Genomic DNA, 13989 nt, shown 5'->3' with positions numbered 1-13989 from the left:
CTTGATATTTTTGATTTGTGGGACATAAAAAATGCTCCTCCTAGTCGTAAACAGTTTTTATTATTTAAACTGTCTACCACAAGGGGAGCATATCACACTAGGCTCAGGGCAACTTTTTTATATGTGTAGAAAGCTTTTTCCTAAAGGATAATTTAAAAGCTTCCTCTAATGATGGACTAGGCAACCTCTTCGAGAGGGCTTCGTTAGAAGCTTTACATAATTGACAGAATAATTGGCTGCATGATATTATTTAAAAACCGTCTGGACGGTATAGTAACATTTGTATTGAAGAATTGTAGAAATGAGTGATGCGAATGTCCAAGAAGGAAAAACTATTAGAAGCTGCTGCCAACATTATTGAAGAAAAAGGGATTACCCAGCTCACATTAGAAGCTGTGGCTGCTGAAGCTGGAGTGAGTAAGGGTGGTTTGCTTTATCATTTTCATACAAAGGATGAATTATTAAAGGCTTTAAATGAACAAACTATACTAGAATTTAGAAGATTGGTTCAGGATGAATTGGAGGAAGGTAAGAGCTACACATTAGCGTATCTACACGCAACCTTTAAACAATTAAATGCCCATGGAGCGTTAAGTTCAGATGCGAGTATCCTTGGAGCTTTGGTCAGCAATCACGATCTGCAAAAAATGTGGGATACAGAATATCAGCGATTTAAACAGGAAGCGCTGAAGGAAGACACTTCGCCTGAGCTGAGCTTAATTATTCGTTTGGTATGTGATGGTTTTATATTTTCCAATATGTTTAAGCTTGATCCAATTAAGCTAGAAGAACAAAAGCAAATGCTTAGCTATCTAGCAGATCTCGTGGAGGAAAAGAAATGATCATGGCTTATTTATTTTTAGGTGCTGCAATTATAATTGAGGTTTTTGGTTCAACAATGCTGAAGGTTTCAAATGGTTTTACTCGGCTATGGCCAAGTCTAGGTGTAATCATTGGCTTCGGTGCAGCCTTCTATCTCTTGTCCTTAGCTTTATTAGAGCTTCCATTGGGATTTACCTATGCTACGTGGAGTGGTGTAGGAACGATCTTAACCGTTCTTGTTGGCCTTTACTTCTTCAGAGAAAAGATAAACAAACAAGGAGTATTTGGTTTGATGGTGCTCATACTAGGGATTATTTTATTGAATTTAGAGAAATAAGGTGGTGTATGTATGGCAGGTGTTATTTATCTTGGTATTGCTATTATCTTCGAAGCTTTCGGAACAACAATGCTTAAGTTATCAAATGGATTTAGCGTGCTTTTGCCAACCTTAGGTGTAGGTGCAGGATTTTTGATCTCTTTTACTTTTCTAAGTTTTTCTTTAAAAACTGTCCCACTATCTACCGCTTACGCTACCTGGTCAGGAGTGGGGACAGCCTTGAGTGCAATGATCGGAGTTATTATTTTTAATGAGAGCTTAAGCATGTTTAAAGCGTTTGCTCTAATCCTAGTGATCACCGGAATTGTTATTCTAAATAAGTCAAGAAGAGTTAAACCAAACGTGGCCATGGTACAGGAATAAATGTTGGTAGAAAACCGCAATTCTAAAGAAATGGTCACCCCATGACTATGCTAAAATTTCATTTAGAAATAAGGTATTTGAGGTAAGCTTTCACAGACTCAAGTTGAGTGATTTGAGCTTTTAGCAAAGTGGTGAAGAGAAGGGAGAAGGTTACGGATGGAGAAAGATATGTGTTGCTCTAAAGAAGCTAATGATAAATTAAACAATGGTTTGAAGCATGAGGATAAAACTGAAACTGAGAGGATAAACCTAGATAGCTCAATAGGTTACCCTAAGATCGTGTCCCGTGAAGAGTGGCTAAAGGCTAGCAAAGAACTGCTTACTAAAGAAAAAGAGCTGACTAGAGCTAGAGACGCTTTAAATGCAGAAAGAAGAAAGATGCCAGTAGTAGAAATTGAAAAAGCGTATACGTTTGAGGGTACGGATGGTAAGGTAAGCCTTCTCGATCTATTCAACGGATATCGTCAGCTTATTGTGTATCATTTCATGTTTGGTCCCGAAGATAAGAAGGGGTGTTCAGGCTGTTCTATGCTAGTAGACAATATGGGTCACCAAGCGCATGTAAACGCTAGGGACACACAAATTGTGCTAGTTTCGAGAGCGCCGTTATCAAAGCTTGAACCTTTTAAGAAACGGATGGGGTGGAGTGTCCCTTGGTACTCTTCGTTTGAAAGTGATTTTAATTATGATTTTGGTGTTACGTCAAACGGAGGAGAGTCGTTTGCTATTAGTGTATTTTTACGTGAAAAGGAGCGCATATTCCAAAGCTATTTCACGTCAGGACGTGGTGTGGAGTATCTAGGCAGTAACTGGAGCTATCTTGACATCACACCATTAGGAAGACAGGAAACATGGGAGGATACGCAAGTTGAATGCGAGCAATCCCATCCATATAGCTGGTGGAGACTCCATGATCAGTATAAGGATTAAGTGCTGCTGATAAGCATACTCTATTGGATCAATGCAAAGTAAAAATATAAGGAAAGCTTAAGCAGCAGAGTGTGAAGGGAGATAAAAATAATGAAAAGCATCGATTTTTTTCTAAAGGAATTGGCAGATGAGACAGAAAGTACTCGCAGGGTTCTACAACGAATTCCAGAGCAACATTTATCATGGTCGCCTCACTCAAAGTCTATGTCATTAGGGCAGCTTGCCTTACATGTTGCGGTAATTCCAGGAGCCATTGCTGAATTATTAAGCGATTCAGTTAGAGAGATTCCAGATGTTCCTTTGAATGAAGCTACCTCATTAGTAGAAATAGAGGAGAAACTTGACAAAAGTGTTGAGTCCGCCAAAAAAATCCTATCCTCATGGAGTGAGGAGGACTTAAATGCTGAATGGAGGATGGTGCATGACGAACAGACGGTTTTGGCTACACCTAGAAGGGATATGCTACGTTCTACACTGTTCAACCATTGGTATCATCATCGTGGTCAGTTGCTTGTTTATTTAAGGTTATTAGATGTTCCAGTTCCTGCTGTATATGGATCAAGTGCTGATGAGCAATAATCTGTTGAGGCCATTAAAAGAGGATATAAAGAAATCAATAATTCAAGGAATTTGACTCTGATAGCGTTCCTATGAATAATAGTAGTAAGGCGTTCTTAGGAGGATGAGCTATGTCAATCGTAAACAGTATACTAGAACATAATAAAAAATTCGTAGAAGAAAAGCAGTATGAGCCCTATTTAACAAGTAAATTTCCTAAAAAGAAAGTCGTTATTCTTACATGTATGGATGCTCGTCTTTCAGAAATGTTACTTAAGTCCTTGGGATTTAAGAATGGGGACGCAAAAATCATCAAAAATGCTGGTGCTATACTTAATCAGCCTTTTGGAAGCTCGATGAGAAGTATTTTAGTAGCTGTCTATGAGCTTGGGGCCGAGGAGGTTCTAGTGATTGGACATCACAATTGTGGAATGATTGGTCTAAATGCAGAAAAAATTATGAATAAATTCCCTGAGTTCGGGATTGATCCAGCCGCAATAGAGGCTCTTGAGAATGTTGGAATACGAATGGATAACTTTCTGCGTGGCTTTGACAGTCCTGAGGATGGAGTGATGCATAGTATTAAGATGATCAGAAAGCATCCTCTTTTCCCAAGCAAGATTCCGGTTCATGGGCTTATTGTAGATCCGGAAACAGGGAAGCTTGATGTTGTCGTTCAGGATTATAGAGAAGAGAAGCAGACTAGAGAATAACTATAGAATAACTCTTGATTGTATTAATATTAAATGTTTCAGGAAATCATCTGCATTTTTTTGTGCAGGTGATTTTTTGTTTGGTTTAAATCAATGAAGGGTATTTTGAACTGTGTTTGACCACAGTAAATAAAAGGAGGGTACTACACATTGATAAAAAAGACTGAAAGTAGTGTTTTATCAAAGGCTGGTTTAATTAAAGTTGATCGAGCCTTAGAGAGTTGGCATGATGCAAGACTTCGATTTGGCAACTGCTGTAGGTAAACTCAAGCTCGGAGAGTGGATATTATGATAAACCAAATCGAACAAAAGCCAAGAGCCACGAGACCCTAGAAGAGACGGCAGCTCTTTTTATTGACCACCATAGAGCAAGGACACGAATTTTTCACTGCGCGGTATCGAAATTCACTGTCGTAATCATCTTAGATAATCCACGCACGTTGTTGCGCGGCTTTATGTAAAAGCTGTTGCTTTCGTGGTTCCGATAACATTACACCTACGGCGCATTGGTGAGCGGGGTAACGAAAATAAGTTTCGCTTCAGACGGTACTTTCTCTACGACAAGGCCGTACTCATCACTGTTCGGACTGATAGACCAGTTGAGGCAGTTCAGGGAGTTGTGGTGGAACAAGAGGGAGGCATTCTCTTTACGTTTATTAGTGAACTAAAGCCAATTATTGACACGTGTTCCACCGTTCGGCACCCAAATAGTTCTAAACGATAAAGTCATGACAGACAGAGTCAAAGTTGAAAGCTGCTAAGAACGTTGGAAGCCAGTCAATAAGTACAAGAGACGCGAAGATGGCCTAAAGGGTTCTTCGCTTTTTTTCATCGCTATGCCTATGTATACTTCATAAAGATTCTTATGATAGTGAGCCTGAATCATTGTAGTCTATGCGTAAGTTTATAATTGCTTTTTGAGATGCTTTTGTTATAAAATTAAATGCATACCGGTTAGTTTTTATTTATATTGAATCTTCGTGGTGTAGTTCGGTTCGGCTATGCCCTTCGGATGGGACCCTAAACTGGATTCATTTTCGTCCTATTCTGATTGTCCGGATCAGTTGGAAAAGAACAAAAAGCTCCTACAATTACGATTAAACGAGGGGATGAACATGTCAGAGAAAAATAAATTTCAGCTTAAAAGAGAAGCTACCTACACAAAGTTGATACAAGCAGGGTTTGAGGTTTTGTGTGAGAAAGGTTATTCAGGCGCTTCTATTGACGATATTGTCAAGCAAGCGGGATTTACAAAGGGAGCATTTTATGTTCATTTTGAAACCAAGGAACAGTTCATGCTCGATGTACTCTCTTACCGAAAAGAAAAGCGGGCAAACCTCCACGCCCATTTTATTCCTTTAATTGAAACTGGCACTTCTTTGGAAAAGATTATTCAGAAGTCGATGGAAATTATCGTTGGACAGCTAAAGACGACACCGGAATGGATCCTTGTATATGTAGATTTCTATATGCAGGCTAAACGTAATTCAAATTCGATGCTTGTATACCAAACTCTTTATGATGAGTGGATCGGTGAAATTCAACATTTTATCGATCTGTTGAGAGTACATAAGTTTGTGCCTCAAGAAATAAACCCCTTAGAAAAAGCGAAGATGTTCTACGCTTACTTGGATGGCTGTCTGCTTCATTACAATTTGTACAAAGAAATGTTAAACGTACCTATGGCGACAAAAGGACTCTTGGCTATTCTTAGCAGCAAGTAGCAGAAAGCTTCTAGGCAATCTTTAGTTGAAATCGATAAGGGTAAAACTCTTTGATGTTACTCGAATTTTGAAAATCGTCGTCGAAAGCTGTGAAAAAATGAACTTGGACCCCCATGCTCAACACGAAACATCCCGTGAAGTCATATCCAGGCTTACGGGATGTTGTATTCTGCGTGGCATCATAACAATAAAATTTTATTAAATAGGAATCTGACTTCACAATTAAATGCATACCGGTTAGTATTTTGTTAAGGGGAGAGAGAAATAAAATGGAAAGCATTCGGAAGAAATTAGCGATAGTTATTTTAATCATGCTTATTGTAGGGGTATTACCCAGTAGTCTAATAGTAGGGGAGAGTAAAGTTTTTGCAACAGGTTATAGCAATTGGGAAAGTGTCGGCGACGAAGGTTTTTCTTCGGGACCTTCACAAGAAATTTCCCTGGATGTTCACAATGGCACTCCTTATGTAGCTTACCGGGATAGCACTTATGGTAACAGACTTGTAGTGAAGCAGTATAACGGAACTTCATGGGAGGATTTAGGGAGCCCCGGTTTTTCGGATGGGTCGGCCAATCACATTTCTATTCATGTGTATAATGACATCCCCTATGTTGCCTACCAGGATGCAAATTCTAGAGCTACTGTAAAGAAGTACAATGGAGTAGCATGGGAAGATGTAGGGGAACCCAGATTTTCGGCGGGTAATGCAACTGCTGTTTCCCTATTTGTGTACGAAGGCACTCCTTATGTGGCTTACCGGGATGTGGGAAATTCTTGGAGAGCCACAGTGATGATGTTTAATGGGAGCAGTTGGGAAATTGTGGGGACAGCGGGGTTTTCAGCAGGCCGGGCGAATAACACGTCTTTGTTTGTGTATGAAGGAACCCCGTATGTAGCGTATTTGGATGAAGCAAACGCTCGTAAAGCTACGGTTAAGAAGTATAACGGAACTGAATGGGAAGGTGTGGGGCAGGCAGGCTTTTCAGCAGGAGAAGCGTACGAAACCCAAATGATCGTTTATAATGACACTCCATATGTACTATATAGTGATCATGCAAATGGTGAGAAAGCAACGGTAATGAAGTATGACAGAGGAAATTGGGAGGAGGTTGGAGAGACCGGATTTTCACAAGGAGCAGCAGAAAATCTCTCACTGGACGTTTACGAAGGTACTCTTTATGTCGGTTATACAGATGGATCACAATCTAGAAAAGCTACAGTAAAGCGATTTAATGGAAGTGAATGGGAAGACGTGGGCCAAGCGGGATTTTCGGCAGGGCAGACCCACAATAACTCTTTATCCATAGACGAGGGCAATCTCTATGTGGCTTATCGGGATATGTGGAATGACTATAAGGCAACGGTCATGAAATATCGATTACCGACCTACACGATTGCGAGCTTGTCTGATCAAAAGCTGGCAGACTTGACGGAAGGCTATGATTCAGAAACTCAGGAAACCAGAACCATCACGATAGCGCGAACGGGAACGGGCGACTTGAAAAATATTAGCGTTAAATTACTTGAAGAAAATAGCGATTTTATGATCGCGCAACCAACCGTTACAACAATAAATGATGAAGTACCCGAGACAACGTTTACAATAAAGGCTAAAAATGGACTGACTGCTGGAACGTATACCGAAACTGTACAGGTCGAAGCGGACTATATGAAGGCGGTGACCTTTGACGTGACGCAAGAGGTGCTGCTTCAAACCGCCCAACCGGTTGCCAATCCATCGGGAGGAGAGTATGCGGCTGGAACTTCGGTTGAGTTAACAACAGAGACGTCAGGAGCCACGATCTACTACTCGACAGATGACAGCGAGCCGACTCGAAGCAGTGCGGAATACACCGAGCCGATTGAAATCACAGAGGCGATGACGATTAAGGCAATTGCGGTGAAGGATGGTATGACTGACAGTGAAGTGTTGGAGGAACACTACACGGTCCTGCCGCCAGAGCAAGTAGTCGCGCCGGTTGCCAATCCATCGGGAGGAGAGTATGCGGCTGGCACTTCTATTGAGTTAACAACAGAGACGCCAGATGCAACAATCCTCTACACGACGGATGACAGTGAGCCAACCCGCAGCAGTACGGAATATACCGCCCGGATTGAGATTACCGCGGCGGTGACGATCAAGGCGATTGCGGTGAAGGATGGTATGACCGACAGCGAAATGTTGGAAGAACATTATACGGTATACGGTTCTGCCTCCAGAGCAAGTGGTCGCGCCAGTTGCCAGTCCAGCGGGAGGGGAGTATGCGGCTGGCACTTCGGTTGAGTTAACAACAGCAACGGAAGGAGCCACGATCTACTACTCGACAGATGGCAGCGAGGCGACTCGAAGCAGTGCGGAATATACCGCGCCGATTGAAATCACAGAGGCGATGACGATTAAGGCGATTGCGGTGAAGGATGGTATGACTGACAGTGAAGTGATGGAAGAACACTATACGATCTTGCTTCCAGAGCAAGTGGTCGCACCGGTTGCCAGCCCAGCGGGAGGAGCAGTTGCGTCGGGAACAACGGTTGAGTTAACAACAGAGACGTCAGGAGCAACGATCTACTACTCGACAGATGGCAGCGAGGCGACTCGTAGTAGTTCGGAGTATACCGAGCCGATTGAAATCACAGAGGCGATGACGATTAAGGCGATTGCGGTGAAGGATGGCATGAGCGACAGCGAAATGTTGGAAGAACATTATACGGTTCTGCCTCCAGAGCAAGTGGTCGCGCCAGTTGCCGATCCAGAGGGAGGAGCAGTAACGTCGGGAACAACGGTTGAGTTAACAACAGCAACGTCAGGAGCCACGATCTACTACACGACGGATGGCAGCAAGCCGACCCGCGCTAGTGCGGAATATACCGCGCCTATTGAAATCACAGAGGCGATGACGATCAAGGCGATTGCGGTGAAGGATGGCATGAGCGACAGCGAAGTGATGGAAGAACATTATACAATCACAACGAGACCGGGCCCAGCGAACCTGACTGCTTCGGCAGGTGATCGTTCTGTTACGTTAAAGTGGAGCGACGCAACGGAAACTGGTACTGTGACTTACGCAGTTTACCAAGTGGAAGGCCCGTCCGCTCCTGCTGATCCGGTGAACTGGACACTCGTCCAGTCTAATATTCCAGGGAACAGCTACACCGTCACAGAACTGACGAACGGGAAGACCTATGCGTTCGCAGTAAAGGCGAACTATGCAGATGGTGCCAGCGACTTCTCTAATGTAACGACAGCGACCCCAAGAGCAGCAGAAGGAAATGGCGGTTCGGGTGGCGTTAGAGGGGGGCTTGTTTTATCCGACAACACTCATTTGGCGAACCTTCAAATATGGGGCAATGATAAGAAGCTGACGCTCAGCCCAGCATTTGCTCCCAACACAACGGAATATACAGGACAAACGGAAGCCGAACAGATAGAAATTACAGCAAAACCGGCGTACTTTGCGGCGAAGGTAATGTTGCAGGATGAAGTGATCACGGACAGAACCAAGGTACAACTGGAGGATGGCGCCAATATATTGATTTTGACGGTACAGGCGGAGAACGGAAGCAAGAAGGAGTATACGCTGACTATACACCGCGATACACCAAAGCTATCTGAATCTGAAATCCATTTTATGGATATCGCGGGACACTGGGCGGAAAGTGAAATCAAGCGTGCTGCAGCGAAAGGTATTGTCAGCGGCTATCCGGACGGTTCATTCAAACCGAACAATCCTGTCACCCGCACCGAGTTTACAGTTATGCTGGCAGGAGCTTTGAAAATGGATGGAGAAGGGTCCTCGCTGACGTTCGCTGATCATGAGCAGATCGGGGGATGGGCGAAGCCAACGATTGCTCAGGTAGTGAACGCTGGGATTGTTAACGGTTACGAAGACGGTAGTTTTCGTCCAAATGGACAAATTACCCGTGCTGAGATGGCGACCATGATCGCGCGGGCGCTCAAGCTGCACCTTAACACTTATGCGTCGACCGGCTTTGCCGACGACGCAACGATTCCACAATGGGCAAAAGGGGCAATAGACGCGATCCACACACTTGGGATTGTGGATGGCCGCAGTTGGGATCGTTTTGTACCGAATGAAACGGCAACCCGTGCAGAAGCGACAGTCATGTTGCTACGAATGCTCGAAAAAAAGGGAGATTAAAAAAATAGAATCAGGTGCTCTTTACGAGGATATTTATGCGAGCTAGCTTGCAAGGAGTTGCGTTAAAATTAAAGCCTTTACAATGGGACTTATGGGTGAGGGAGGAACAGAAATGAAGAATTGGTATACGAAAATCGCAGTAATACTTATCGCAACACTTCTTTGCTCAGGATGGCTGAACATACTGCTCACCGATCAGAATGTGGTTTATGCAAGGGACGTGCATTGGGAAACAGTAGGGACCGCCGGGTTTTCGGAAGGGGCTGTCGTTGCTGAAGGCTCCTTGATCACAACCGTATCCATTGATGTGCATGCGGGTGTACCCTATGTCGCGTATGCAGACGAGTCGAAGGATGGAAAATTGGTCGTCCAGAAATATAATGGGTCGGCATGGGAATATGTGGGTAACAAAGACGGCATATCAAATACAGCAGCGCGGGGTATTTCACTCGTTCTTTACGACGGCTCTCCCTATGTAGCATATACTGGGAAAGAAGAACTGGGAGCGGACAAAGTATTTGTAAAAAAATATAACGGAGCGGTTTGGGTGCCGATGGGGAGCTCGGCTGGCTTAGTAGGTACTACAAATACGACCACAACCTCTTTGAGCGTATATGAAGGAATCCCTTATGTAGCCTTTGCTAATATTGCTGGATCTGTCAGAGCATTTAAGTTAAATGGAAATGAATGGATGACTCTGCCGATATCTGATTTATCTAAAGGAAGTAGTGTATCGATTGATGTAAATGGGGGAATTCCCTACATCGCTTACATGAGCTCGCCCCCTCTGATCTTTCGGGCGATGGTTGCAAAGTTAGACGGGAGTATGTGGGAATCGTTGGGGCAGGCAAGCCCGCCTGTGGTAGGAGGGGAAAAAATGATCATGAAACTCGATAACGGAACCCCCTATGTAGCGTTTTTTAATCAACAAAAGGCGACGGTGATGAAATATAGCGGGAGCGGAGTCGATTGGGAACCTGTGGGAGCAGCCGAGTTTTCACCAAACGGATCGTACACTGCCTTTGATTTGAACGAAGGTATTCCTTATCTCGGTTTCATGGATAGATCCTCACGCAGGGCCACGGTCATGACGTTTGATGGAAGTGAGTGGAAGACGGTGGGAATGGCTGGTTTTTCTGAAGGCGAGGCTAACAATCTTTCACTCGCAGTAGACGGCGAAAGCGCCTATTTGGCCTATCTCGATAAGGAGAATGGAAATAAAGTCACGGTTATGAAACACGACATCACGATTCCCCCACAAGTCTCCACACTGGTTGCAAGTCCATCGGGAGGAGCAGTTGCGCCTGGAACAACGGTTGAATTAACAACAGAGACGTCAGGAGCCACGATCTACTACACGACGGATGGCAGCGAGCCGACTCGAAGCAGTGCGGAATACACCGACCCGATCGAAATCACAGAGGCGATGACGATTAAGGCGATTGCGGTGAAGGATGGCATGAGCGATAGTGAAGTGCTGGAGGAAGATTATACGATTCTTCTACAAGTAGACAAACCGGTCGCCAGTCCATCGGGAGAAGCAGTTGTATCGGGGACGTCTGTAGAATTAATAACAGAGACGTCAGGAGCCACGATCCACTACACGACGGATGGCAATCAGCCGACCCGTAGTAGTACGCAATATAGCGCCCCGATTGAGATTACCGCGGCGGTGACGATCAAGGCGATAGCTGTGAAGGAAGGCATGAGCGACAGCGAAGTGCTGGAGGAACATTACACGGTCTTACCGCCTGAGCAAGTGGTCGCACCGGTTGCCGATCCAGCGGGAGGGGAGTATGCGGCTGGCACTTCGGTTGAGTTAGCAACAGCAACGTCAGGAGCAGCGATCTACTACACGACCGACGGCAGAGAGCCGACACGCAGCAGTACGGAATATACCGCCCCGATTGAGATTACAGAGGCGGTGACGATCAAGGCGATTGCGGTGAAGGATGGTATGACCGACAGCGAAATGTTGGAGGAACACTACACGGTCCTGCCGCCAGAGCAAGTAGTCGCGCCGGTTGCCGATCCAGCGGGAGGGGAGTATGCGGCTGGCACTTCAGTTGAGTTAACAACAGAGACGTCAGGAGCCACGATCTACTACTCGACAGATGGCAGCGATCCGACTCGAAGCAGTGCGGAATATACCGCGCCTATTGAAATCACAGAGGCGATGACGATCAAGGCGATTGCGGTGAAGGATGGCATGAGAGACAGCGAAGTGCTGGAGGAACATTATACAATCGCAACGAGACTAGGCCCAGCAAACCTGACTGCTTCGGCAGGTGATCGTTCTGTTACGTTAAAGTGGAGCGACGCAACGGAAACTGGTACTGTGACTTACGCAGTTTACCAAGTGGAAGGCCCGTCCGCTCCTGCTGATCCGGCAAACTGGACACTCGTCCAGTCTAATATTACAGGGAACAGCTACACCGTCACAGAACTGACGAACGGGAAGACCTATGCGTTCGCAGTAAAGGCGAACTATGCAGATGGTGCCAGCGACTTCTCTAATGTAACGACAGCGACCCCAAGAGCAGCAGAAGGAAATGGCGGTTCGGGTGGCGTTAGAGGGGGGCTTGTTTTATCCGACAACACTCATTTGGCGGACCTTCAAATATGGGGCAATGATAAGAAGCTGACGCTCAGCCCAGCATTTGCTCCCAACACAACGGAATATACAGGACAAACGGAAGCCGAACAGATAGAAATTACAGCAAAACCGGCGTACTTTGCGGCGAGGGTAATGTTGCAGGATGAAGTGATCACGGACAGAACCAAGGTACAACTGGAGGATGGCGCCAATATATTGATTTTGACGGTACAGGCGGAGAACGGAAGCAAGAAGGAGTATACGCTGACTATACACCGCGATACACCAAAGCTATCTGAATCCGAAATCCATTTTATGGATATCACGGGACACTGGGCGGAAAGTGAAATCAAGCGTGCTACAGCGAAAGGTATTGTCAGCGGCTATCCGGACGGTTCATTCAAACCGAACAATCCTGTCACCCGCACCGAGTTTACAGTTATGCTGGCAGGAGCTTTGAAAATGGATGGAGAAGGGTCCTCGCTGACGTTTGCTGATCATGAGCAGATCGGGGGATGGGCGAAGCCAACGATTGCTCAGGTAGTGAACGCTGGGATTGTTAACGGTTACGAAGACGGTAGTTTTCGTCCAAATGGACAAATTACCCGTGCTGAGATGGCGACCATGATCGCGCGGGCGCTCAAGCTGCACCTTAACACTTATGCGTCGACCGGCTTTGCCGACGACGCAACGATTCCACAATGGGCAAAAGGGGCAATAGACGCGATCCACACACTTGGGATTGTGGATGGCCGCAGTTGGGATCGGTTTGTACCGAATGAAACGGCAACCCGTGCGGAAGCGACAGTCATGTTGCTACGAATGCTCGGACAACAGGAAGAGGAATAAGAGGGAAGGGCGCCGATTAAGATTCCTATATTACCATTGGAAATAGAACCAGAATCCGTGAAGTTGAATGCTATGGCAGAGAAATTGCTTTAAACCGTCGCACATAGTTGAAGGAAAATAAAAAATTTATAAAAGGGGAATATTCAATATGGGAGTAAAATTAATCAAAATATCGGTTGTTTATTTCGTACTGGGAGTGCTACTCGGATTTTACATGTCAATGGCTTCCGATTATAGCTACACAGGAGTACACGCCCACATGAATTTGCTAGGGTGGACATCCTTGACGCTGGCTGGCATTTTATACTTAATGTTTCCGCGGGCCGGGCAAAGCTTATCCGGGAAAATCCACTTTTGGCTACACAATATCGGTCTGCCCTTGATGATGGTCGGCTTATTCATGGCGATCAGCGGTTATACGCAGTTTCTTGTCCTGATTCCGATAGGTGGGATTACAGTCGTTCTTGCTGTGTTTGTCTTTGCCTTTAATGTGTTGAAGAATATTCGTCTTTCTGAACGATCAATTATTCATCATAACCTTAACCAAACGGAATTGAAAAAATAGAGTACACTCAGCCAATGTCAATTGTGGGAGTATTGCAAAAAAATGTTATTATAGGGCTGTGAACATTTGAGAAAAGAGAGGTACAGTTGTCTGAAAAGGCAGCAAGCATGATAACAGTGTCAGCTTTGGGAACAAGCCGGACTATTTGGCGAAAGCTTCTCGTGAGTGAATTGATGTGTTAGCTGATAATTGACTTTGATGAGGTAGTCGGGCGCGATCCTGACACATAGATCCAAGATGCTCAAAGTTGCTCTCGTCTTGGTAGTGCAACTCGATATAACTTTTCATTACATTCGCGTGAGCATGAACCGCGACTTTCATGAAGGTGCTCCGGCTTATGGAAATGGGGCTGACGAAGAGGGACAATTGCA

General features: G+C 45.0%; 11 protein-coding genes and 1 pseudogene. 11 read left to right on the top strand and 1 reads right to left on the bottom strand.

Annotation, left to right across the window (positions count from 1 at the left end; all coding sequences use genetic code 11):
• The first annotated feature begins 314 nt into the window (after positions 1–314).
• From J2S11_RS21365 to J2S11_RS21340, 6 genes are all read left to right on the top strand, one after another.
• Positions 315–842, top strand: coding sequence for a TetR/AcrR family transcriptional regulator (locus J2S11_RS21365; RefSeq protein ID WP_307398094.1), 528 nt, complete (start codon positions 315–317; stop codon positions 840–842).
• Positions 839–1159 (top strand): DMT family transporter, encoded by a 321-nt coding sequence (locus J2S11_RS21360; protein WP_307398092.1) that lies wholly within the window; start codon positions 839–841, stop codon positions 1157–1159. The genes J2S11_RS21365 and J2S11_RS21360 overlap by 4 nt, the downstream gene beginning before the upstream one ends.
• A gap of 12 nt (positions 1160–1171) precedes the next feature.
• Positions 1172–1522, top strand: coding sequence for a DMT family transporter (locus J2S11_RS21355; protein ID WP_307398091.1), 351 nt, complete (start codon positions 1172–1174; stop codon positions 1520–1522).
• Positions 1523–1678: 156 nt separating this feature from the next.
• The gene (locus tag J2S11_RS21350) at positions 1679–2452 is read left to right on the top strand and encodes a DUF899 domain-containing protein (RefSeq protein WP_307398088.1); all 774 of its coding nucleotides are present in this window, start codon (positions 1679–1681) and stop codon (positions 2450–2452) included.
• A gap of 90 nt (positions 2453–2542) precedes the next feature.
• Positions 2543–3031 carry a DinB family protein gene (locus tag J2S11_RS21345; protein ID WP_307398086.1) on the top strand — a complete coding sequence of 163 codons (489 nt, stop codon included), beginning with the start codon at positions 2543–2545 and terminating at the stop codon, positions 3029–3031.
• Positions 3032–3141: 110 nt separating this feature from the next.
• Complete coding sequence (locus J2S11_RS21340) at positions 3142–3723, top strand: beta-class carbonic anhydrase (RefSeq protein WP_307398085.1); 582 nt, start codon at positions 3142–3144, stop codon at positions 3721–3723.
• Positions 3724–4148: 425 nt separating this feature from the next.
• Here J2S11_RS21340 and J2S11_RS21335 read toward each other — a convergent pair.
• Positions 4149–4300: pseudogene (locus J2S11_RS21335) on the bottom strand (MocR-like pyridoxine biosynthesis transcription factor PdxR); the annotation flags it as partial.
• Between the two features lie 538 nt (positions 4301–4838).
• Between J2S11_RS21335 and J2S11_RS21330 the strand changes: the two are divergent.
• The 5 genes from J2S11_RS21330 (at position 4839) to J2S11_RS21310 (ending at position 13618) form a co-directional block, all read left to right on the top strand.
• Complete coding sequence (locus tag J2S11_RS21330; protein WP_307398084.1) at positions 4839–5447, top strand: TetR/AcrR family transcriptional regulator; 609 nt, start codon at positions 4839–4841, stop codon at positions 5445–5447.
• A 269-nt stretch (positions 5448–5716) separates the two neighbouring features.
• Entirely contained in the window at positions 5717–7732 is a 2016-nt protein-coding gene (locus J2S11_RS21325) for a chitobiase/beta-hexosaminidase C-terminal domain-containing protein (protein ID WP_307398082.1), read from the top strand.
• Positions 7674–9608, top strand: a complete 1935-nt coding sequence (locus tag J2S11_RS21320) for a chitobiase/beta-hexosaminidase C-terminal domain-containing protein (protein WP_307398080.1) — start codon at positions 7674–7676, stop codon at positions 9606–9608. Before J2S11_RS21325 ends, J2S11_RS21320 begins: the two co-directional genes overlap by 59 nt.
• Positions 9609–9720: 112 nt before the next feature.
• Positions 9721–13053, top strand: coding sequence for a chitobiase/beta-hexosaminidase C-terminal domain-containing protein (locus J2S11_RS21315; RefSeq protein ID WP_307398079.1), 3333 nt, complete (start codon positions 9721–9723; stop codon positions 13051–13053).
• Between the two features lie 148 nt (positions 13054–13201).
• Positions 13202–13618: a cytochrome-c oxidase gene (locus J2S11_RS21310; RefSeq protein WP_307398078.1), complete on the top strand. Its 417-nt coding sequence runs from the start codon at positions 13202–13204 to the stop codon at positions 13616–13618.
• Positions 13619–13989: the final 371 nt, after the last annotated feature.

Origin of the sequence: Bacillus horti (genome assembly GCF_030813115.1) — a bacterium.
In the GTDB taxonomy this organism is placed as follows: Bacteria; Bacillota; Bacilli; order Caldalkalibacillales; family JCM-10596; genus Bacillus_CH; species Bacillus_CH horti.
This window is presented reverse-complemented; position numbering and strand designations above follow the sequence as displayed.